At 43.2% G+C, this 21813-nt stretch carries 19 protein-coding genes and 3 riboswitches; all 19 genes read left to right on the top strand.

The features are described 5' to 3' along the window. The 19 genes from DYI25_RS16110 (at window position 1) to DYI25_RS16200 (ending at window position 21622) form a co-directional block, all read left to right on the top strand. A complete protein-coding gene (locus DYI25_RS16110) occupies window positions 1-312 on the top strand; it encodes a thioredoxin family protein (RefSeq protein ID WP_213370709.1) in 312 nt (103 codons plus the stop codon). Window positions 313-458: 146 nt separating this feature from the next. Next, the gene (locus DYI25_RS16115) at window positions 459-1724 is read left to right on the top strand and encodes an MFS transporter (protein WP_213370712.1); all 1266 of its coding nucleotides are present in this window, start codon (window positions 459-461) and stop codon (window positions 1722-1724) included. A gap of 182 nt (window positions 1725-1906) precedes the next feature. Continuing rightward, a complete protein-coding gene (locus tag DYI25_RS16120; protein WP_213370714.1) occupies window positions 1907-2245 on the top strand; it encodes a hypothetical protein in 339 nt (112 codons plus the stop codon). A gap of 86 nt (window positions 2246-2331) precedes the next feature. Next, a riboswitch (SAM riboswitch) is annotated at window positions 2332-2434 on the top strand. Between the two features lie 84 nt (window positions 2435-2518). Then, window positions 2519-3835: an O-acetylhomoserine aminocarboxypropyltransferase/cysteine synthase family protein gene (locus DYI25_RS16125; RefSeq protein ID WP_213370716.1), complete on the top strand. Its 1317-nt coding sequence runs from the start codon at window positions 2519-2521 to the stop codon at window positions 3833-3835. A 113-nt stretch (window positions 3836-3948) separates the two neighbouring features. Then, a riboswitch (SAM riboswitch) is annotated at window positions 3949-4063 on the top strand. Window positions 4064-4349: 286 nt separating this feature from the next. Further along, window positions 4350-5375: a methionine ABC transporter ATP-binding protein gene (locus tag DYI25_RS16130; RefSeq protein WP_213370718.1), complete on the top strand. Its 1026-nt coding sequence runs from the start codon at window positions 4350-4352 to the stop codon at window positions 5373-5375. Continuing rightward, entirely contained in the window at window positions 5368-6036 is a 669-nt protein-coding gene (locus tag DYI25_RS16135) for a methionine ABC transporter permease (RefSeq protein WP_213370720.1), read from the top strand. Before DYI25_RS16130 ends, DYI25_RS16135 begins: the two co-directional genes overlap by 8 nt. A gap of 14 nt (window positions 6037-6050) precedes the next feature. Then, window positions 6051-6890: a MetQ/NlpA family ABC transporter substrate-binding protein gene (locus DYI25_RS16140; RefSeq protein ID WP_213370722.1), complete on the top strand. Its 840-nt coding sequence runs from the start codon at window positions 6051-6053 to the stop codon at window positions 6888-6890. 105 nt (window positions 6891-6995) lie between these two features. Further along, complete coding sequence (locus DYI25_RS16145; protein ID WP_213370724.1) at window positions 6996-7367, top strand: carboxymuconolactone decarboxylase family protein; 372 nt, start codon at window positions 6996-6998, stop codon at window positions 7365-7367. A gap of 1665 nt (window positions 7368-9032) precedes the next feature. After that, the gene (gene sufC, locus DYI25_RS16150; RefSeq protein WP_213370726.1) at window positions 9033-9818 is read left to right on the top strand and encodes a Fe-S cluster assembly ATPase SufC; all 786 of its coding nucleotides are present in this window, start codon (window positions 9033-9035) and stop codon (window positions 9816-9818) included. An 18-nt stretch (window positions 9819-9836) separates the two neighbouring features. After that, on the top strand, window positions 9837-11144 hold the full coding sequence (gene sufD / locus DYI25_RS16155; protein ID WP_213370728.1) for a Fe-S cluster assembly protein SufD: 1308 nt from the start codon (window positions 9837-9839) through the stop codon (window positions 11142-11144). Further along, on the top strand, window positions 11144-12373 hold the full coding sequence (locus DYI25_RS16160; protein WP_213370730.1) for a cysteine desulfurase: 1230 nt from the start codon (window positions 11144-11146) through the stop codon (window positions 12371-12373). The genes sufD and DYI25_RS16160 overlap by 1 nt, the downstream gene beginning before the upstream one ends. After that, the gene (gene sufU, locus DYI25_RS16165; RefSeq protein WP_213370732.1) at window positions 12363-12809 is read left to right on the top strand and encodes a Fe-S cluster assembly sulfur transfer protein SufU; all 447 of its coding nucleotides are present in this window, start codon (window positions 12363-12365) and stop codon (window positions 12807-12809) included. The genes DYI25_RS16160 and sufU overlap by 11 nt, the downstream gene beginning before the upstream one ends. Before the next feature lie 114 nt (window positions 12810-12923). Then, complete coding sequence (gene sufB / locus DYI25_RS16170) at window positions 12924-14321, top strand: Fe-S cluster assembly protein SufB (protein ID WP_213370734.1); 1398 nt, start codon at window positions 12924-12926, stop codon at window positions 14319-14321. 315 nt (window positions 14322-14636) lie between these two features. Further along, entirely contained in the window at window positions 14637-15485 is an 849-nt protein-coding gene (locus DYI25_RS16175; RefSeq protein ID WP_213370736.1) for a DUF72 domain-containing protein, read from the top strand. A 66-nt stretch (window positions 15486-15551) separates the two neighbouring features. Next, window positions 15552-16931 (top strand): bifunctional metallophosphatase/5'-nucleotidase, encoded by a 1380-nt coding sequence (locus tag DYI25_RS16180; protein ID WP_213370738.1) that lies wholly within the window; start codon window positions 15552-15554, stop codon window positions 16929-16931. Window positions 16932-17068: 137 nt separating this feature from the next. Further along, window positions 17069-17371, top strand: coding sequence for a YunC family protein (locus DYI25_RS16185; protein ID WP_213370740.1), 303 nt, complete (start codon window positions 17069-17071; stop codon window positions 17369-17371). 267 nt (window positions 17372-17638) lie between these two features. Continuing rightward, window positions 17639-18748 carry an HD-GYP domain-containing protein gene (locus DYI25_RS16190; protein WP_213370742.1) on the top strand — a complete coding sequence of 370 codons (1110 nt, stop codon included), beginning with the start codon at window positions 17639-17641 and terminating at the stop codon, window positions 18746-18748. Window positions 18749-18870: 122 nt separating this feature from the next. After that, window positions 18871-19644, top strand: coding sequence for a sporulation protein YunB (gene yunB / locus DYI25_RS16195; protein ID WP_213370744.1), 774 nt, complete (start codon window positions 18871-18873; stop codon window positions 19642-19644). Between the two features lie 66 nt (window positions 19645-19710). Beyond that, window positions 19711-19894, top strand: a riboswitch (Lysine riboswitch). Between the two features lie 141 nt (window positions 19895-20035). After that, complete coding sequence (locus DYI25_RS16200; protein WP_213370746.1) at window positions 20036-21622, top strand: Na+/H+ antiporter NhaC family protein; 1587 nt, start codon at window positions 20036-20038, stop codon at window positions 21620-21622. The last annotated feature ends 191 nt before the right edge of the window (window positions 21623-21813 follow it).

The raw sequence follows: 21813 nt of genomic DNA on the forward strand, positions 1-21813 counted from the left end.
ATGGAAGAATGGACAAAGGCAGAGATGGAAAACTTCCTGGAGGAAAAACGATCAGGATACCTATATTTCTACACGCCAATGTGCGGAACATGCCAGGTGGCAAGTAAAATGCTGACGGTTATAGAGCAGCTGTTGCCTGATGTACTGTCGGGAAAAGCAGACTTAAATTACCTGCCAGAGATGGCAGCACGCTTTGAAATACAAAGTGTTCCATGTCTGATTGTGTTAAAAAAAGGAGAGGTTCAGGAGAAAATTTACGCTTTTCAATCTGTTCCGTATCTATTCGAAAAACTTAAAGAGGTAAAAGTTTAAATAAGCGGCTTAGCCGTTTTTTTTTGTCTAATTTACATTCAGGTAGTACAGAAATTTTACATAACTTCATTAACTTAAAAAACATTTACATATCGTTCCAAAAAGATTATATTTAGTATATCGAAATAATTGAGGGGCGAAATAAAATGGCTCTTTATCATGAATGGGCTACCCACATTAAAAGCTATAATCGAAACATAAAACTTACATTCTTGGCAAATATCCTCACCCAGGTAGGCCTTGGAATCTTCATGGTTATTTATAACTTTTACATACGTGAACTGGGATTCAATGAACTGGTTAACGGAAAAGTGATTTCTATGACTTCTCTAGCAACAGCCCTGATTCTAATTCCAGCAGGAATTATGAGCGACAAGGCTGGCAGGAAAAAGCTAATGTTTTATGGGGCTATATCGACAGGTTTTATCCTATTCGCCCGGAGCATGGTCGAGACCCAATCTTTGCTGATTCTGTTTGCGTTCGGGACCGGACTGGCGTCAGCATTCATTCAGGTTTCGATTATTCCCTGGCTTGCGGAAAATTCTAAGCCCGAACAAAGAGTGCACCTATTCAGTATTCATTTCGCTGCGATGACTGCCGCAAACGTGGTGGGAAGCCTTTTAGGCGGAATTCTTACAGATTTATTTTCTATGGCCGTTCCTGAATTGGAGAGTATTCGGTACACATTGATCATTGGTTCGGGTCTATTTATAGCTGCTCTTATCCCGATTATGAGCTTGAATGAAAATCGGCCATCTCTTATATCGGTTAGCGATATAAAAGAAAAAACTAAGGGCATTCCCCACAAAGTCAGCTTCAAAATCATTCTGCTGTTTGCTGTAGCGCAATTGATGATAGGCTTCGGCGCAGGTTTGGTCATTCCGTATTTGAACCTTTATTTTGCAGACCGGTTCATGGCTTCCAATTCATTGATTGGTTTGGTTATTTCACTTGGGCAGGGTGCCACTGCTGTAGCAATGATTATCGGGCCTATGGTCGTACGCAGACTTGGTGAAGTGAAAGCAGTAGTTGTTTTGCAAATGCTCTCGCTGCCGTTTCTGTTGCTGACAGCGTATACACAGAATTTTTGGCTGGCTGCTCTAGGATTTTTGTTTCGACAGGCACTTATGAACGCCGGCAATCCGATCCAGATGTCGTTAATGATGTCGAAGGTTGATGATTCCATGAAAGGTTTGGCCAACTCTGTAAATCAAATGGTTTTTAATCTCGGTTGGGCAGTTATGGGACCGGTGTCGACTGGAATCGTCCTGAAGTACGGTTCATATTGGGGATACGCGACTGTATTTACCATTACTGCAGGTTTATATTTAGTAGGATCCTCTTATTTCTTCATAGTTTTCAAAACGATGGATAAGCCAAATTCCGGCATGGTGAATACAAAACCAGCTTGATTACTGTATTTCTTTGGATATATTTCTCGGGAAATGAAAGACAATGCCGAAATATAAAACGGTATTGTCTTTTTTACGTTATTCACAATGCAAATTCCATTATTAGCGAATTATTTGTCGAAGGATTCCAACAGGTTTTTCCCAAATGGCAAGGAATATTTAATATAAGGGAGTTGATCGGAATGCGAGAAATAATTGACAGGTTTGTGAATGAAATTCCGAACAAAGAGCATGTTCTTCAACTGGTAGATAAACTAGACTTAAACTTAAAAATAGTAGCAGAGAGTGACACATACTACTTGTTTTTCAGGGATGGCAAGGTGGATTGCTGCGAAACCTGGATAGATACAGGAACCAATGCAAAGATTTCAGGAAGGGATGCACATTTAGAGCAATTATTTAATGGAGATCTTAAACTGCGGCAGGGAGTAAAAATGAATTACTTTACAATCGATTGTCCTTTTCGAGCCCAATTGGTGCTGGAATCGTTATTTTATCTTGCAAGACCACTTCCTGTATAAAATTTTATCTGAATAGTCTAAATATATTGACTGTTAATTTGGGACGTGATATTATCACTTTAACGCAGTAAAAACGAAATTGAATATTCTTATCCAGAGAGGCGGAGGGACTGGCCCCATGAAGCCCGGCAACCGGTTGTGAAACACGGTGCTAATTCCAGCAGAGTTTTTGCTCTGAAAAGATAAGGAGAGATGATAAATGACCCTCTTCTTAGGAAGAGGGTTTTTTGTATCAATTTTTCCAGATAAATTATTTAGATTGGAGAGATGAAGATGGCTAATGGGCAAAAAAATTACAGAATTGAAACACTAGGGGTACATGGTGGCCAGGCACCCGACCCAGTAACCGGTGCAAGGGCAGTTCCCATTTATTCGAGCAATGCGTTCCAATTTCAAAATACAGAGCATGCAGCAGATTTATTCGCGCTTAAAGAACCGGGCTACATTTACTCACGGATACATAATCCGACAGTTACTGCCCTGGAAGAAAAAGTGGCATTGCTTGAGGGTGGTATAGGTGCTCTCGCATTATCAAGCGGGATGTCTGCCATCACGATGGCCATCCTGAACATTGCGCATGCGGGTGATGAGATTGTCGCTGCTTCTAATCTATATGGAGGTACTTACAATCTATTTGCTGTAACCCTGCCTAAGTACGGAATAAAAGTTCATCTAGTCGATTCAACTGACCCTGACAATTTTAGAAGGGCAATCACTCCGAAAACAAAAGCAGTCTATGCAGAAACAATCGGCAATCCAAGTCTCAGGGTCCTGGATATTGAAGCTGTTGCGGAAGTTGCCCACGAAGCTGGTGTTCCGCTGGTTATCGATAACACATTTGCAACACCATATCTTTGCCGGCCAATTGAACATGGCGCAGATATCGTCATCCACTCGGCAACCAAATGGCTATTAGGAAATGGCACTGTCATGGGCGGGATCATTGTGGATGGAGGGAAGTTCGATTGGAAGTCTCCTAAATTCCCAGGCTTCAATGAGCCGGACTCCAGCTACCATAACATTGTGTATAGTGAGGCAATCGGAGCTGCCGCATATATCGTTAAGGCAAGAGTCCAGCTTTTACGTGACCTTGGACCGGCGATCAGTCCTCAGAGTGCATTCCAATTCAATCTTGGGGTAGAAACTTTGCATGTACGGATGAAGGAACATGTTGTGAATACATGTAAAATCGTAGAATACCTTGAATCGCATCCTGCTGTTACCTGGGTCAGTTATCCGGGGCATGAATCCCATCCTGATAAAAAACTCGCTGATCGATATCTTCCGAAGGGAGCCGGAGCAGTTGTCATATTTGGAATCGAAGGTGGCAGGGAAGCCGGGGCAAAACTGATAAACTCATTAGAATTATGGTCCCACCTTGCGAATGTTGGTGATGCAAAAAGCCTGATCATCCACCCAGCAAGCACAACACACCAGCAGCTAGATTCAGACGGTCTTAAAGCAGCGGGAGTACCTGAAGATTTAATCCGACTTTCCGTTGGGATTGAAAATGTCGAGGATATAATTGAAGACCTGGAGCAGGCAATCGAAAAGGCGACCGGTGTGCCAGGAATCCCGGCAAGGGCTTAAATATCCATAATATCCTAAAAAATATTTAAAAATAATTTTTATTGACACTCTTTTTTACTACGTGCTACAATCACACTCGTAACTTAAAACCGATTAGATAATTTAATAGCGTGCTCTTATCAAGAGAGGTGGAGGGAAGTGCCCTATGAAACCCGGCAACCGTCAGTAAGCATTGCTTGCTGAAATGGTGCCAATTCACACAAAGCAGATCGCTTTGGCAGATGAGAGAAAGGAATCCACTATTACTATGCCTTTCTGCTCACTTGCAGGAAGGCTTTTATTTTGCCCTTTTCGAAAAAATGCTTAAAAGTTATAGCCGAAAAGCTTGTTCGAAAAGATTTTACCACAAGAGCACAATCTTCCCGTTTAGGATAAGAGACTATTGCCCGTTTTCGCTGAGTTTGAATTTTTTCGGTTAGGGAATGGGAAACTAGATTGATAACCTTCTTATTTTTAGGGAAATTTAACGGTTTTAATAAGTGTGTAATACTCGGTTGCAAAGAGGGGGAGTCAATTGATTACGATAAAAAATGCCAGAAAGATTTACCCTTCCAACAAGGGAGAGGTTAAGGCGGTAGATGATGTCAACCTTGAAGTCAAGGAAGGCGAAATTTATGGAGTCATCGGCTACAGTGGTGCCGGCAAAAGTACTTTGATCCGGATGCTGAATGGCTTGGAAATCCCGACATCAGGCTCTGTAGTAGTAGCTGGCAGGGAAGTTTCAAAGATTAAGGGAGCGAAACTGCGTATGGCTCGCCAGGAAATCAGCATGATTTTCCAGCATTTCAACCTGCTCTGGTCAAGAACAGTAGCAGAGAATATCTCGTTCCCGCTTGAAATTGCCGGAGTGCCAAAGGCTGAGAGAGAGAAACGGGTAAAAGAATTAATCACACTTGTAGGTCTTGAGGGCCGGGGAGATGCCTATCCTTCACAGTTAAGTGGCGGTCAAAAGCAGAGGGTTGGAATCGCCAGGGCTCTGGCTAATAACCCTAAAGTACTTCTTGGGGATGAAGCAACTTCAGCGCTTGATCCGCAGACGACTGACCAAATCCTTGATCTTCTTGTGGACATCAACAAGAGGCTGGGTCTTACGATTGTCCTGATCACTCATGAAATGCATGTTATTAGGAAGATTTGCCATCGAGTCGCTGTAATGGAAGGCGGAAAGATTGTTGAAACAGGACCTGTATTGGAAGTGTTTAAAAATCCTCAGCAGCCGATTACGAAAAGATTCGTCCAGCAGGTGACAGAACCGGAAGAAACAAAGGAAACAGTTGACCACTTGCTTGAGCGATATCCACACGGTCGCGTTGTACAGCTGACATTCGTAGGTGAAGGAACAGAACAGCCTCTGATCACCAACTTGATTCGTGAGTTTTCAATAACGGTCAATATTGTCCAGGGGAAAATTTCGCAGACCCAAAATGGTTCGTATGGAACTTTGTTCATCCATCTTGATGGTTCCGAGGGCGAATTGGCTCGGGCAATTGAGTATATCGGCCAGCATGAAGTCGGCGTGGAGGTGATCTCAAATGGTTGAAACATTGTTCCCGAATGTTAACTGGGACCGAATGTGGGAAGCGACAGTTGAGACACTATACATGAGTGCCATTTCCGTTGTGGCTACCTTCATTCTTGGAGCAATCCTTGGACTGCTGCTCTTTTTGACCTCTAAGGGCAATATATGGGAAAACAAACCGGTCAATTTAGTATTGAGTGCGATCGTGAATATTTTTAGGTCAATACCTTTCATTATTCTAATCGTCCTTTTAATACCTTTTACAAAGTTCATTATTGGAACGATGATTGGGGAAAACGCGGCATTGCCAGCATTGATCATTGGGTCGGCTCCATTTTACGCAAGGATGGTTGAAATTGGCTTGCGTGAGATTGATAAGGGAGTCATTGAAGCAGCAAAATCAATGGGAGCCAAGACGACGACGATTATCTGGAAGGTGCTATTGCCGGAATCGATGCCAGCACTGGTTTCCGGTATCACGGTGACGGCAATCGCGCTAGTCAGTTACACAGCGATGGCCGGGGTCATCGGAGCAGGCGGTCTTGGCAACCTGGCATATATGGAAGGTTTTCAGAGAAGCCGGAACGATGTCACCTTGATGGCGACAATCGTTATTTTAATTATCGTGTTTATAATCCAGTTTGTTGGTGATTTCTTCACTAGAAAATTAGATAAAAGATAAAGGAGAGATTTGAATTGAAAAAATGGTTATTAGCTCTATTAGCATTAGTTTTAACTGCAGGACTTGCTGCTTGCGGAACTTCTGAGGAAAATACTGGAGGAGAAGGCGGCGATGAAGAAAGCAAAAAAATCGTCGTCGGTGCTTCAAACGTACCGCACGCTGAAATTTTAGAAGAAGCTAAATCGCTTCTAGAAGAAAAAGGTTTTGAAATGGAAGTCAAGACATTCAATGACTATGTTGTTCCTAACCAGGCTCTTGAGTCAGGAGAGCTAGATGCAAACTACTTCCAGCATATCCCTTACCTTGAGTCACAAATGGCTGAACACGGCTATAAGTTTGAAAATGCTGGCGGAATCCACATCGAACCAATCGGTGTCTATTCTCAGGAGCACACTACTCTTGACGATTTGCCAAAAGGTGCCCACATTATCATGAGCAGCTCTGTCGCAGACCATGGCCGTATCTTGACAATGCTTGAAAAAGAAGGCTTGATTACTCTTAAAGAAGGCGTAGATAAAGTAAAAGCGACTGTTGATGATATCGCAGAAAACCCTAAAGAATTGAAATTCGATACAGAATATGAAGCAGCATTGCTTCCACAAATCTTCAACAATGGCGAAGGCGATGCCGTTTTAATCAACTCTAACTATGCAATTGACGCTGGATTGAACCCATTAAAGGATTCAATCGCAATCGAGGAAAGCGATTCTCCATATGTGAACGTAATTGCCGTTCGTGAAGGAGACAAAGACAAGCCGGCAATCAAGGCGCTAGTTGAAGTACTTCATTCAAAAGAGATCCAGGATTTTATCCTTGAAAAATATGATGGTGCTGTCGTGCCAGTCAAAGAATAAATTTTCGAAAGAAGCAGGCGTGCAGCCTGCTTTTCTTTTTTGCCGCATAACCGACTCCGAAATTTAACATACTAACCGAGAAAAAAGCAGAATGGAGTGGAAGCAATGGAGCATCATTATGAACCTCGAAATTCAACAGAAGCAGCTCTTCATGAATATAAGCAAGGACTGGGAGTTTTTACCCAAAAAATGCCTGAGCTCGCCAGCCATTATAATGCGTTCACGGAAGTTTGTTTCCAGGAGGGTACATTGACGCAAAAAGAAAAGCAATTGATTGCTTTAGGGATTTCATTGTATTCACAGGATGAATATTGCATTATCTATCATTTAAAAGGCTGCCTTGACCAGGGGGCGACTGAGGAACAAATTCTGGAAGCTGTTGGAGTTACAGCAGCATTTGGCGGCGGTGCGGCAATGAGCCAGGCCGTGACTCTCGTCCAGGAAGCAATGGTCGAACTGAATACTTTGAAGCAGTAAAAGCTGTTTATTAAAGATAAATTGGCTGTTAAGTAACAGGATAGGCTTCATTTGGGAGGAATTTGCCAGTATTCTACGAATGCCAGAGCTGAAGTAGCGTTAAGCCCCCTTATTCCACCACATCCAAAAATTAACGGTTTTAAACGCTTTGATAGTGGTAAACAAAAGGTGTTACCATTGCAATAACAAAAAAACGCTTATTAAAGCGAAAAACCGAAGGGATGATTCACTATTAGTCAGCTAAAACTGAACTACACAAGTGAAATGGAAAAAGCGATGCATGGAGCTCATGGAATTAGTTACGAGGTATACAGCATGAACCATGACGCAAGAATGGAAGTCGAAAGAAAACGTGAAAGAGACTATATCAAAAGCCAACGGATGGTCGCTGACCTAGACAGAAAAGTTCACTCATAAGCAATAGAATATATAATAGTAGAAATGCTTTGGAACCAGTGTGATTTATGCACTGGTTTCTTTATTATGTGATTAACATGAAGATGTTTTGAAAGCACCTGTAGGATTTGTTTTTTGAGATGTCTAGATTGTCATGTCCCCGAGCTGTTGTGAGGGGGAAAAACGAGAAGCTGTCTGGATCAAGCCGTTATTATGACAGGTTTGAGGTGTTAGGAGGAAATGCTGTCAAGAAAAGGCTGTTATTGTGACAGCTTCGGGGTTTCAGAGTGAAAAGCTGTCAAGAAAAAGCCGTTATTGTGACAGGTTTGAGGTGTTAGGACGAAAAGCTGTCAAGAAAAGGCTGTTATTATTACAGGTTTGAGGTGTTAGGACGAAAAAGCTGTCAAGATTAAGCCGTTATTATGACAGGTTCGAGGTGTTAAGGCGAAAAGTAGTCAAGAAAAAGCTGTTATTATGACAGGTTTGAGGTGTTAGGACGAAAAGCTGTCAAGAAAAGGCTGTTATAATGACAGGTTCGAGGTGTTAGGAGGAAAAGCTGTCAAGAAAAGGCTGTTATAATGACAGGTTCGAGGTGTCAGGAGGAAAAGCTGTCAAGAAAAGGCCGTTATTATGACAGGTTTGAGGTGTTAGGGCGAAAAGCTGTCAGAAGTAAGTCCAAGTTCAGACAGGTTCGGCGCCCAAAGAGGGATGCTGACCGAACCAGGAGTGACTTCGGCTTCTCGGTACATTTTTTTATAACAGAAGGTAAAAAATAAAATGATGTACAAGCTTTGAGCGGTTATCCCGACTTTAAATTGCTTGGTCTGTTAAAATGAAGTAGTAATTTTGCAGTCGCCTTTCAGCGAGCTGAAAGGCGGGGGCGGGGGAAGTGGAAGGAAGACAAGGGGATCAATCTGCAGATTTAAATGTATATCAGAATTCCTGCTGATTTTGGGCTCACTGTCGTGAAGCTAACGCTTCACTGGCTTTCCAGCTGGCGCTGAAAAGCAGCCGAGTGGAAATGAAACGCTGCGGGCAAATGAATTTGCTCGGTCGTTTCCTTCCCACTCGGCATGAGCCAAAAATCTAGGTAGTTGTTGCTTTGCAACTTGACAATAATCTACAGGGTTCGTTGTATTTCTTTCCACTTCTAAAGTGTTGCTAACACTTTCTATTTGTTATAAGATTGTAATGAGAATAAAATGAGAATAGAGCTTTTGACGGCAAAAGTCGGCTTAAAATCTTTTCTATATTGACGGAGGTATTATTATGGCAGGATCTGTATTATCAATTAAGGACCTTCAAGTTGAGATTGAAGGCAAGCAGATATTAAAAGGTGTGGACATTGAAGTTAAAGGTGGAGAAATCCATGCGATCATGGGACCGAATGGTACTGGTAAATCTACTTTGTCTTCTTCAATCATGGGACATCCTAAGTATGAAGTAACAAATGGAACAGTTACGCTTGATGGCGAAGATGTTCTTGAAATGGAAGTTGATGAGAGAGCACGTGCTGGATTGTTCCTTGCTATGCAATATCCAAGCGAAATCAGCGGTGTAACGAATGCTGACTTCCTACGTTCTGCTTTGAACAGCCGCCTTGGCGAAGGTAACGAAATTTCACTTATGAAATTCATCCGCAAGATGGATAAGCAAATGGAATTCCTTGAAATGGACCTAGATATGGCACAGCGTTATCTGAACGAAGGTTTCTCCGGCGGTGAGAAGAAGCGTAACGAGATCCTTCAATTGATGATGCTTGAACCAAAAATCGCAATCCTAGACGAAATTGACTCAGGACTTGATATCGATGCATTGAAGGTTGTTTCTAAAGGAATCAATCAAATGCGCGGCGAAGATTTCGGCTGCTTGATCATCACTCACTACCAGCGCCTTCTTGATTACATCACTCCTGACTATGTTCACGTTATGATGCAGGGCCGCATTGTGAAGTCCGGCGGACCGGAGCTTGCACAGCGCTTAGAAGCAGAAGGATACGACTGGATTAAGAAAGAACTAGGCATCGAAGACGAAACAGTTGGGCAAGAAGCTTAAGCGTTGGGGGGATTTATAATGACTACGGAAACGAAATGGGCTTTTGACCAGGATTACATTACTTCCTTCTCAAAAGAAATGAACGAACCGGAATGGCTGACAGAGCTTCGCACACAGTCTCTTGCAAAAGCAGAAGATCTCTCTATGCCAAGACCGGATAAAACAAAAATCGATAAGTGGAATTTCACTCAGTTTGAAAAACTGCTTGTAAAAAGTGATGTTTTTTCATCCATCGAAGAACTTCCTGAAGATGTAAAAGCGCTTGTTGACCAGGAAGCAAAAGAAAACAGCCTATATGTGCAGCGCAATAACAAGCCTGCGTACCTCCAGCTTTCAAAAGAAATGCAGGAGCAAGGCGTTGTTTTTACAGATATTTTCACAGCAGCACGCGAATACAGCGACCTGCTGAAGAAATACTTCATGACGGCTGTGAAAAACGACGAGCACCGCTTGACTGCTCTTCACACAGCATTCATGAACGGTGGAGCTTTCCTTTATGTTCCTAAAAATGTTCAGTTGAACAACCCAATCCAGGCAATCTTCTTGCATGATGATGCAGAAGCGAACCTGTTCAACCACGTGCTTGTTGTTGCGGAAGATAATAGCTCTGTAACTTATGTTGAGAACTATATCTCAACAACTGGCAAAGTGAACGGATTGGTAAACATCGTAACGGAAGCAATCGCAGGACAAAATGCGAAAATCCAATATGGTTCAGTTGATACACTGGCTGAAGGACTTACAACATATGTGAATCGTCGCGGTCATGCGGGAAGAGATGCTCGTATCGAGTGGGCTCTTGGCATGATGAACGATGGCAACACAATTTCAGAAAACACTACGAACCTGGTTGGAGACGGCTCATACGGCGACACGAAGACAGTTGTTGTCGGACGTGGAGAGCAGACTCAGAATTTCACAACTAGCATCATCCATTTCGGTAAAAATTCTGAAGGCTATATCCTGAAGCACGGTGTTGTGAAGGATAGCGCGACGTCTATTTTTAACGGAATCGGAAAAATCGAGCACGGCGCTTCCAAATCAAATGCTGTACAAGAATCACGCGTACTAATGCTTAGCGAAAAAGCACGCGGGGATGCTAACCCAATTCTTCTAATTGACGAAGACGATGTAACAGCAGGACACGCGGCTTCTGTTGGGCGCGTTGATCCATTGCAGCTTTACTACTTGATGAGCCGCGGTATTCCGAAGCACGAGGCAGAGCGCCTTGTTATCCATGGATTCCTTGCGCCAGTTGTAAATGAGCTTCCGATCGAGGGAGTTAAAAAGCAGTTGGTTGAGGTAATCGAAAGGAAAGTTAAATAATGAACGCCCGCGAAATTCGTGAATTATTTCCGATTTTAAATCAGGAAGTCAATGGCAGCCCGCTTGTCTATCTGGACAGCGCGGCGACATCACAGAAGCCGGTGCAGGTTATCGAAGCGCTGGACAAATATTATCGCGAATACAACTCTAACGTACACCGCGGTGTCCATACTCTTGGAACAAGAGCCACTGACGGTTACGAAGGAACAAGGGAAAAAGTCCGAAAGTTCATTAATGCAAAATCAATTGAAGAAATTATTTTCACTCGTGGTACTACTACTGCAATCAACACGGTAGCTGCAAGCTATGGCCGTGATAATATCAAAGAGGGCGATGAAATCGTCATCTCTTACATGGAGCATCACAGTAATATTATTCCGTGGCAGCAGGTAGCAAAACAGACGGGTGCAACATTGAAATATATCGATCTGCAGGAAGATGGCACGATTTCACTTGATACTGTAAGAGAAACGGTTACAGAGAATACGAAAATCGTCTCCATCATGCAGGTTTCCAACGTACTGGGTGTCATGAACCCAATCAAGGAGATTGCCGAGATTGCCCACCAGAATGGTGCGATTATGGTTGTCGATGGCGCTCAAAGCGCTCCGCATATGAAGATAGATGTTCAGGACCTAAACTGCGATTTTCTCGCTTTTTCCGGACATAAGATGTGCGGGCCGACTGGTATCGGCGTATTATATGGCAAGAAGGCACTTCTTGAAAAAATGGAGCCGGTTGAGTTCGGCGGTGAAATGATTGATTTCGTAGGTCTGTACGAGTCAACATGGAAAGAGCTGCCGTGGAAATTCGAAGGCGGAACTCCGATCATCGCTGGTGCGATCGGTCTTGGTGCCGCAATCGACTTCCTGAATGAAGTTGGTCTCGATAATATCGAGAAGCACGAACACGCTCTTGCGGCTTACGCGATGGATAAAATGTCTGAAATTGAAGGCATGACCATCTATGGACCGAAGGAAGCCGGCAAACGTGCTGGACTTGTAACATTCAATATTGATGACGTGCATCCACATGATGTGGCAACTGTTTTAGATGCTGAAGGAATCGCCGTCCGCGCGGGCCACCATTGTGCACAGCCGTTGATGAAATGGCTGAAGGCATCCGCCACAGCACGTGCAAGCTTCTACCTGTACAACACAGAAGAAGATATTGACAAGCTCGTAGCCGGTCTTGTCAAAACAAAGGAGTATTTCAGCGATGTCTTTTAATAATTTAGATAACCTTTATCGGCAAGTTATTATGGATCACTATAAGAACCCTCGCAATAAAGGTGTTTTGGAAGAAGGCAGCCTGACTGTTAATATGAACAACCCGACATGCGGCGACCGCATCCAGTTGACGATGAAAGTCGAAGACGGAAAGGTAGCGGACGCAAAATTTGAAGGGGAAGGCTGCTCGATTTCCATGTCCTCTGCTTCAATGATGACGCAGGCGGTCAAAGGAAGAAACATCGAGGAAGCTTTAAAGCTTTCAACGGTTTTTTCTGACATCATGCAGGGAAAAGATTATGAAGAGGATGACCTTGACCTCGGGGATATCGAAGCACTACAAGGTGTGGCGAAATTCCCTGCAAGGATCAAATGTGCTACTCTTGCATGGAAGGCAATGGAGAAAGGCCTGAAGGAAGAGGAAGACAGCCAATAAGAAATCATCGCATGGTGATTTCTTTCCGAAAGGGCTGCGGGGGATTGGCCTGCAGCGAACAACTACAAAGCAGGAAACCTGGTTTCCTTGCTTTAAGAATGGAGGAATTCGACGATGGCTAAAAAAATGCCAGAGATCGGTGATTATAAGTACGGATTTTCCGACAAAGACGTTTCCATCTTCCGGTCTAAGCGCGGCCTGACGCGTGAAATCGTTGAAGAAATTTCAAAAATGAAGGAAGAGCCCCAGTGGATGCTGGACTTCCGTTTAAAATCATTGGAGCACTTCTACAATATGCCAATGCCTCAATGGGGCGGAGACATGGCTTCATTAAACTTTGATGAAATCACATATTACGTAAAACCTTCTGAACGCTCTGAAAAATCATGGGATGAAGTTCCTGATGAAATCAAGGCAACATTCGATAAGCTTGGGATTCCTGAAGCTGAGCAAAAATACCTTGCAGGTGTTTCTGCGCAATACGAATCAGAAGTTGTATACCACAACATGAAGGAAGAGCTTGAAGAGCTAGGAATCGTCTTCAAAGACACAGATTCTGCTCTGAAAGAAAACGAAGACATTTTCCGTGAACATTTCGGAAAAGTCATTCCTCCAACTGACAACAAGTTTTCAGCATTAAATTCTGCGGTCTGGTCTGGCGGATCTTTCATCTATGTTCCAAAGGGAATCAAAGTAGATACTCCGCTTCAGGCGTATTTCCGTATTAACTCTGAAAACATGGGACAGTTCGAGCGTACACTGATCATCGTTGATGAAGGCGCACACGTACACTATGTTGAAGGATGTACAGCTCCTGTTTACACAACGAACTCCCTGCACAGTGCGGTCGTTGAAATCATTATCAAAAAAGACGCATATTGCCGTTATACAACAATCCAGAACTGGGCAAACAACGTCTTCAACCTTGTTACAAAGCGTGCCGTCTGTGAAGCGAACGCGACAATGGAATGGATCGATGGCAACATCGGTTCCAAGCTGACAATGAAATACCCAGCAGTCATCCTTAAGGGTGAAGGCGCACGCGGTATGACATTATCAATCGCGATTGCTGGTAAAGGCCAGCACCAGGATGCAGGTGCGAAAATGATCCACCTTGCTCCAAACACATCATCAACAATCGTATCAAAATCAATCTCAAAACAAGGCGGAAAAGTAACATACCGCGGAATCGTCCACTTCGGACGCAAAGCCGACGGCGCTCGCTCAAACATTGAGTGCGATACGTTGATCATGGATAACAAGTCTACTTCAGACACAATTCCATACAATGAAATCCTGAACGACAACATTTCTCTTGAGCACGAAGCGAAGGTTTCCAAGGTATCAGAAGAGCAATTGTTCTACCTGATGAGCCGTGGAATCTCTGAAGAAGAAGCAACAGAGATGATCGTAATGGGCTTCATCGAGCCATTCACAAAAGAATTGCCAATGGAATACGCAGTCGAAATGAACCGCCTAATCAAGTTTGAGATGGAAGGTTCAATCGGTTAATAATGATAATTACGGGAATCCACCTGCTTTGCGCAGGTGGATTTTTTTCTTTTATTGTAAAATGTAGAGATTCGGGCTCTTTTCGTAGAGATTATTTTCAATTTCGTAGAGATTATATAGAAAATCGTAGAGATTATTATCAAAGTCGTATTGATTATTAGGCAAAGCGTAGTGATTCCATCTAAAAACGTAGTGATTTGCTGTCTCCACAAATGCTTTTTCCACTTCTCTAAACGGGAATTTAGTTGAAACGATGTCTTAGTTCTTATTCGGAAGCTAATTATGCTATCATGAAGATAAAATGGAGGTGCACAGATGATTATTGTTGGCTTAACGGGCTGGGGAGACCATGACAGTTTATATGAAGGCAAGGTTTCACCGCGTGATAAACTGAAGGAGTACTCCAGCCACTTTCCTGCAGTTGAGGTCGATGCCTCTTTTTACGCTGTGCAGCCTGTGAGGAATGCTGCGAAATGGGTAGAGGAAACACCTGACAATTTTCAATTTATCGTTAAAGCGTACCAGGGAATGACCGGGCATCAGCGCGGTGAAATTCCTTTTACTGATAAAAATGAGATGTTCAATGCATACAAAGAGTCACTCAAGCCTTACCTCGAAGCAAATAAGCACGCAATGACGCTTTTCCAGTTTCCGCCGTGGTTTGACCTGCGCAAGGAGAATGTCGATTATTTGCGCTGGTGCCGCGATCAGATGGGGGATATCGACTGTGCGCTCGAGTTCCGCAACCAGACATGGTTCACAGATGAAATGCGAGAGAAGACACTGGATTTTATGAAAAAAGAAAAGTGGATCCATAGTATCTGCGATGAACCACAGGCAGGTGAGGGCTCGATTCCGACAGTTCTCGAGTCTTCATCGAAGGATAAAGTTCTTGTCCGCTTTCACGGCCGTAATGTCCATGGCTGGAACAAGAAAGGAAGAGGTCAGGACTGGCGTGAAGTTCGCTATTTATATCGCTATAATCAGGCAGAATTAAAAGAGTGGGCAGATAACCTGCAAAAGTTAAACGAAAGCACATCACAGGTTTTCGCATTATTCAACAACAATTCCGGCGGGGATGCTGCTGATAATGCTAAACAAATGGTGGAGCTATTGGATATAGAATATGAAGGGTTAAACCCGAGGCAGTTGGATTTGTTTTAAGATTCTGGACCCCTCCTGGCAACATACAGGGGGGCACTTCATTTTTACAAGAGGATGGATGGTTAGATGGAAGAAGTTATTCATATTTACCATACGAATGATTTACATAGCCATTTGGAGCACTGGCCAAGCATCCATAAGCTTGTGACCGAACGCAGGCGCTGGCATGAGGAAGCGGGCGACGAAGTTCTTGTGTTCGATATCGGCGACCATATGGACCGCTGGCATCCATTATCAGATGCGACCAGAGGAAAGGCGAATTGCCGTCTTTTGAACAATGCTCGCTATGATGCTGCGACAATAGGGAATAACGAAGGCATCACTCTCCCTTTCGAAGATTTGGATTCAATGTATCTTGAAAAAAATTTCGAAATGCTTGTAGCAAATCTTTATAAACAGGATGGAAGCAGGCCGGAGTGGACGAAACCATATCATGTATACATAAGCAACAGCGGGACGAGAATTGGTGTCATTGGCATCACAGTGAATTTTGGACAGTTTTATGCACAGCTGGGCTGGAAGCTGAACGACCCGATTGATGATTTGAAGAAATGCGTCGATCAATTAAAAGGAGAAACGGACATTATTATCCTTCTATCACATCTTGGAATCCATGATGATGAAATGATTGCGGGGATGTTTCCGGAGATTGACGTCATTTTAGGCGGCCATACCCATCATATTTTACACGAGGGCAAAGAAGTTGGCTCCAGCTTGCTGGCGGGAGCCGGGAAGTTTGGGTACTATACCGGGCATGTAACCCTGAAGGTGGATAAGGATACAAAACAAATTTTACACAAGAATGCTGTTCTTTATGATATGAATGAGGCAGATCAAGCTCAAGACGAACAGGAAAAGGCAGAAGGATATTTCAGAGAAGGAAAGAGGCTGCTGACAGAAACGGTTGCTTTTCTTCAAGAGGACTTAAAGGCAGACCCACTGCAGCATTCTGAGCTTTCCAGGATGCTTACCCAGGCATTACGGGAATGGTGCAATGCCGATTGCTCGTTCATGAATGCTGGCATGATCCTTAAAGGCCTGGACCGGGGAGAAGTCACGAAATTCGACTTGCTGGAAATCTGTCCACATCCGATTAATCCTTGTACGATCAGGATGTCAGGAGCGGAGCTAAAAGAAGTGCTCCTGCAGACCAGGGATGAAAAATGGCCCCATCTGCAGATAAAGGGTCTTGGCTTCCGCGGCACCGTCATGGGGGTCATGGAGTACGATGGTATCGAGTTTCAGTCAAAAGGGAATTACACTCAGATCTTCATCAATGGCAAGTTGATTGAAGCAAAGGAACACTATACATTGGCCATCCCTGATATGTTTACGTTCGGCCGCTTTTTCCCTGAGATTCAACGGGCAGAGGAAAAGAAATACTGGCTGCCAGAGTTCCTCCGCAATATGCTTGAGTGGAAGCTAGCTTCTTATTCGGGTATATAAGAATGCGTAATTGATTTTCTGGACAGCATACCTGTTATCTGAAGAGGGTAAAATCCAACTAATATTTGATCAAAATATCACGCTTTTCCTCTCTCCTTCATAGAGTGTTATTGGGATTGAAGGAAGGAGTTGTGGTCATGATCGACATGTCACCTATTGAAATAGAAGGCAGGACATTTTTATGCATTTCTGTAAAACTGCCGAAGACAAACCTGCTTGTTGTTACTGGAGATAAAGGATACATTATGTGCGGCGCTCTGGATGTCGCTCTTCTTAATGAGAAGCTGAAGAGCAGAAAGGTTATTGCTGGCAGGGCCGTTGGCGTGAAAACAATTGAAGAATTGCTCGAAGCCCCGCTTGAGTCCGTCACGTACGAAGCAGAGAACCTTGGTGCAATAAAAGGCATGATTGGCAAAGAAGCTTTGCTGCTCATGAATTAAAAAGACAGCCTGAGTGGGCTGTTTTTTTGCGTGATTTAGTGAATATATTGTGGCAAATGTTAATAAACAATGTGGTCATCCGATATATTAATTGAACTACTTTTTTCCCAACTCAAAAATGAAACGGAATCACAATTTTTTTAAAAATTGTGATAAAATATATAAAAATATTGTCGTTTTAAGTAAAATTTTCTTGTTTTTTGGCTTTTTTTGGTAGTTATCTGCGAAAATAGCCACCACCAACTAACAAATAAAGTGGGAATTGACATGAGACTCGTAGCCACCACTTCGGTAGAGGAAGGGGCTTTACTCGGAAAAGCCATCTATAATGACAAGGGCCAAGTTCTGCTGAATGTAGGGGCACGGCTCGAGTTGAAGATCCTCAGACGCCTTGAAGAGTTTGGGATTGATTATATTTATATTAAAGACCCTGATACCGATGATATCATCGTGGAAAATTCAATACGGGATGAATTGCGCATCAATGCAATCATGACGATTGGAGATACATTCAAGCAAATCCAGCTGGATTCAAAAATTTCGCAAACCTTTGTACTGGAAAAATCGGCGAGGAAATTTAAGAGGTTGATTGCTGATTTACTGGAGGAACTGCAAGGTAGCAAGGAACTTCTGAACTTGCTTTCGGATGTATTCCTTCATGACGACTATATCTTTTCGCATTCTTTAAATGTAACACTCTACGCTCTTGCGATTGGAATAGAAATGAAGCTGCCGCCAAAGGAACTGGAACAGCTGGGGCTTGGTGCGATTTTACATGATGTTGGAAAAATGATGGTCCCAGAAGAAATATTATCAAAGCCAGGCAAGCTGACTGCGGAAGAATTCCAAATCATCAAGGCTCACGCTGAGGACGGCTTCCAGCTTCTCAGGAATATCCCGACCGTTCCGCTGATTGTGGCTCATTGTGCATACCAGCATCACGAACGATTGAATGGTGCAGGGTATCCACGTGGATTGAAGGGTGATGAAATCCACTTATTCGGCAAGATACTTGGTGTGGCTGATGTGTTCGATGCCGTTACTTCGAATCGTGTTTACAGACCGGCCATGCTGCCGCATGAAGGTCTTGAAATTCTTTACTCGGGCTCAGGGAGCCTGTTTGATTCAAAGGTAGTCGACGCCTTCCGAAAAGCGGTTGCGATTTATCCAGTCGGCCTTACCGTTATTTTAAGCGATGGACGAAAGGGAGTTGTCGCTGCTCAGAATCCAGGCTTGAGTGAGCGGCCAGTTGTCCGGATACTCGAAGACCAGGACCAGAGAGTGGAACCGTATCATCTTGATCTGAAGTCGAATCTATCATTGATGATTGTCAGCTGCGATACAATCATTAAATATGAGTACGCCAACAGTTATTGATTTTCGTGCTTAAGCCATAGTGATAAAAATCCATAAAGACAAAGTTTATGAAAAGAGCTTATAGTTTTTAGGCTAGTTCCCCCCTTTGAAGCATACATATAGCTTTAGAGGGGGGATTTGTTTTGGCAAAATTCGGCCGGCGGCTGCCTCGGAAAGGACCTTTGCCTTTCAGGTATGTATTCCTGCTGACATTCGTCTTTTTTTCCTTTTCAACAGCAGCAGGACTCTGGATCATAGATAAAGGGCTCGAGCCAACTTTGATGAAATACGCAACATCCCAGACAAGGAAGATTGCGACCCTGGTGATCAACAAGGCCATCAATAAAAAAATCGTCAGTGGTATGGATACTGATAAAGTCATAGAGTTTGTTCCTGTGGATGGCGGAACGACCACTGTAGTGAAATTCAATACTGAAATCATCAATAGGGTAAAAGCAGAAACGACAAACATTGTGCAAATGAACCTTAAAGAAGCTGAAAGAGGGAATCTCACCTCGCTAGAAATGCTTTCAGATGTAGAACTGGTTACAGATGAAGAGGACAGGGAAGCAGGAATAATCTATTACGTCCCATTGGGCCAGGCCACCAATAATGCACTTCTAGGTAATATGGGCCCGAGAGTTCCAGTGAAATTCAATGCCATCGGCGATGTGACAGCGGATGTTGTCTGGGATACAGAAGAACACGGAATCAACAATACGCTGATCAATGTTTCGGTCAGGGTAAAAGTCAATGTGCAGATTATTATTCCTTTCGCGACCGAAATTGCGACTGTGCAGGAAAATATTCCGATTGGCAGCTTCTACTACCCTGGAAAGGTACCGCAATTTTATAATGGCGGCGGCGGTGGGGTCATACCACCTGCGATTCAACTTCCTGGCCAGCCTGGTCAATAATAACAGTTGTCAAGTTAGCGATATTGTTATATTATAAAATCAATTGAATAATAAACCACATCATTCCGATGGGGTAGAGGCGCAGGGTTCAAGATTAAGCTGTGTGAGGATGACAACATTGATCGCAGCTGAAAGGGAATTTTGCCGAAGCAATAATAAATGAGTCACATTTTTTATTGCTGGGGATACTTTGAACAAGAGTATCACTGTCATTATGGAGGTATATCCATAATGGGGAGCTACAGATCGTGATGGAGACACTAGTTGCTTATTAAGGGCAGCGATAGAATGTTCTCTATCGTTGCCCTTTTTTATTTATTTTTAAAAAAGCAACTAAACTCTTGTCATGTAAAAGTTTCCCCCTGTCAAAAACAAGGAGGAGAAAGAAATAATGGAGAACACAATTTTTTCATTGCTGCCGCCATTAGTGGCAATCTTAATGGTAGTAATCACAAGGCGAGTGCTGTTGTCATTGGGGACAGGCATCGTCGCAGCGGCTTTTTTGCTTGCTGGATTTAATATCGCAGAAACATTTGCTATTATGTGGGACGCGGCCAAGGGCATTGTCGTCGCAGATGGAGAACTGAACACATATAGCCTGTACATTATCCTATTCTTATTATTATTGGGTACAATCACAGCATTCATTTCCATTTCTGGCGGAAGCCGTGCGTTTGGCGAATGGGCGATGAAGCGCGTAAAAACAAGAGTCGGAGCACAGCTTGTTGGTGCATTTTTAGGAGTTATTATTTTCATTGATGATTATTTCAATGCTCTGGCAGTCGGCCAAATTACACGTCCGATCACAGACCGACAAAAGGTTTCGCGTGCAAAACTAGCATATATTATCGATTCAACTTCAGCACCTATGTGTGTTATTTCACCGATTTCCAGCTGGGGTGCCTATATCATCGCATTAATTGGTACAATTCTTGCTGCACACGGTGTAAATGAATATAGTGCGTTCTCAGGATTCATGCAAATTGTGCCAATGAATTTCTACGCACTTGCAGCATTAGCAATGGTCTTTATCGTATCTCTGCGAAACATCGAAATTGGGCCGATGAAAAAGCATGAAGAACGTGCGATCACAGAAGGAATTGTTGTTCCTCAGGACAAGCCTGTACCGGGAGAACTGAAGGATGACCTTCCTACAAGTACAAAAGGGACCGTTGGAGACCTTGTATGGCCGATTGTTGCCCTTGTCGCTGGAACGGTTGGCATGATGCTTTGGACAGGCGCAAGTGCTGTTGAAGGAGAAGTAACCATTTTCGGTATCTTTGAAAATACAGATGTAACTAAGTCTCTTGTTACTGGCGGATTGCTTGGCCTTGCTGTAGCGCTGATTCTTTTTGTAAGGCAGGCAGTTGTTTTAAAAGGCGTTAATGCCAATGTTTTTGGAAAAGGAATTGTTGAGGGCATTAAATCAATGCTCCCAGCTATCTATATCCTGATCTTCGCATGGGTCATTGTTGACTTGATTGGAAGACTTGAAACTGGAAAGTATCTTGCTGGTATTGTTGAAAGTTCTAATATCAATATCTCATTCCTGCCGTTCCTGCTATTCCTCGTAGCTGGAATCATGGCTTTCTCAACAGGAACTTCATGGGGATCATTCGGCATACTGCTTCCGATTGCAGGTGATATCGCTGCTGCAGCTGATATAACCATCATGCTGCCAGCATTAGCAGCAGTATTGGCGGGCGCGGTTTTTGGTGACCATTGTTCACCAATATCCGATACTACGATCCTTTCATCAACTGGCGCTGGCTCACACCACTTAGACCATGTCATGACTCAGTTGCCATACGCTCTGATTTCCGCTGCGATTTCTTCTGTTGGATTCCTGATCATCGGATTCACCGGAAGCACTCTGACAGCTCTTGCGGTGGTGGCAATCCTGCTTGCTGCTTTTGCTTTCATATTCGGAAGCAAGACAACTCAGGAAGAAGTATTAAAAGAAAATCTTGCAGAATAATGTTAAGGCTGTCTGACTTTCAGACAGCTTTTTTCATATTTTTAAAAAAGTGGTAATAGAATCCCATTTAATAGGGAGTACCGTATAGTTGGGAAAATTTTTTTAGGAATATTTTTATTATGACTAAAATAATATTTTGACAAGCAATTAAAAACTAGCTATACTATTCCTAGACTAAATAATCTGAAAAT

The sequence above is a fragment of the Mesobacillus boroniphilus genome (assembly GCF_018424685.1).
In the GTDB taxonomy this organism is placed as follows: domain Bacteria; phylum Bacillota; class Bacilli; order Bacillales; family Cytobacillaceae; genus Mesobacillus; species Mesobacillus boroniphilus_A.

What these genes read in the sequence shown, in the direction of transcription:
- sufB (WP_213370734.1), top strand. Translation starts at nt 12,924, where the DNA reads ATGGCTAAAAAAATGCCAGAGATCGGTGATTATAAGTACGGATTTTCC.
- sufC (WP_213370726.1), top strand. Translation starts at nt 9,033, where the DNA reads ATGGCAGGATCTGTATTATCAATTAAGGACCTTCAAGTTGAGATTGAA.
- DYI25_RS16190 (WP_213370742.1), top strand. Translation starts at nt 17,639, where the DNA reads ATGAGACTCGTAGCCACCACTTCGGTAGAGGAAGGGGCTTTACTCGGA.
- DYI25_RS16175 (WP_213370736.1), top strand. Translation starts at nt 14,637, where the DNA reads ATGATTATTGTTGGCTTAACGGGCTGGGGAGACCATGACAGTTTATAT.
- DYI25_RS16110 (WP_213370709.1), top strand. Translation starts at nt 1, where the DNA reads ATGGAAGAATGGACAAAGGCAGAGATGGAAAACTTCCTGGAGGAAAAA.
- DYI25_RS16120 (WP_213370714.1), top strand. Translation starts at nt 1,907, where the DNA reads ATGCGAGAAATAATTGACAGGTTTGTGAATGAAATTCCGAACAAAGAG.
- sufU (WP_213370732.1), top strand. Translation starts at nt 12,363, where the DNA reads ATGTCTTTTAATAATTTAGATAACCTTTATCGGCAAGTTATTATGGAT.
- DYI25_RS16160 (WP_213370730.1), top strand. Translation starts at nt 11,144, where the DNA reads ATGAACGCCCGCGAAATTCGTGAATTATTTCCGATTTTAAATCAGGAA.
- DYI25_RS16200 (WP_213370746.1), top strand. Translation starts at nt 20,036, where the DNA reads ATGGAGAACACAATTTTTTCATTGCTGCCGCCATTAGTGGCAATCTTA.
- DYI25_RS16180 (WP_213370738.1), top strand. Translation starts at nt 15,552, where the DNA reads ATGGAAGAAGTTATTCATATTTACCATACGAATGATTTACATAGCCAT.
- sufD (WP_213370728.1), top strand. Translation starts at nt 9,837, where the DNA reads ATGACTACGGAAACGAAATGGGCTTTTGACCAGGATTACATTACTTCC.
- DYI25_RS16145 (WP_213370724.1), top strand. Translation starts at nt 6,996, where the DNA reads ATGGAGCATCATTATGAACCTCGAAATTCAACAGAAGCAGCTCTTCAT.
- DYI25_RS16185 (WP_213370740.1), top strand. Translation starts at nt 17,069, where the DNA reads ATGATCGACATGTCACCTATTGAAATAGAAGGCAGGACATTTTTATGC.
- DYI25_RS16125 (WP_213370716.1), top strand. Translation starts at nt 2,519, where the DNA reads ATGGCTAATGGGCAAAAAAATTACAGAATTGAAACACTAGGGGTACAT.
- DYI25_RS16115 (WP_213370712.1), top strand. Translation starts at nt 459, where the DNA reads ATGGCTCTTTATCATGAATGGGCTACCCACATTAAAAGCTATAATCGA.
- DYI25_RS16135 (WP_213370720.1), top strand. Translation starts at nt 5,368, where the DNA reads ATGGTTGAAACATTGTTCCCGAATGTTAACTGGGACCGAATGTGGGAA.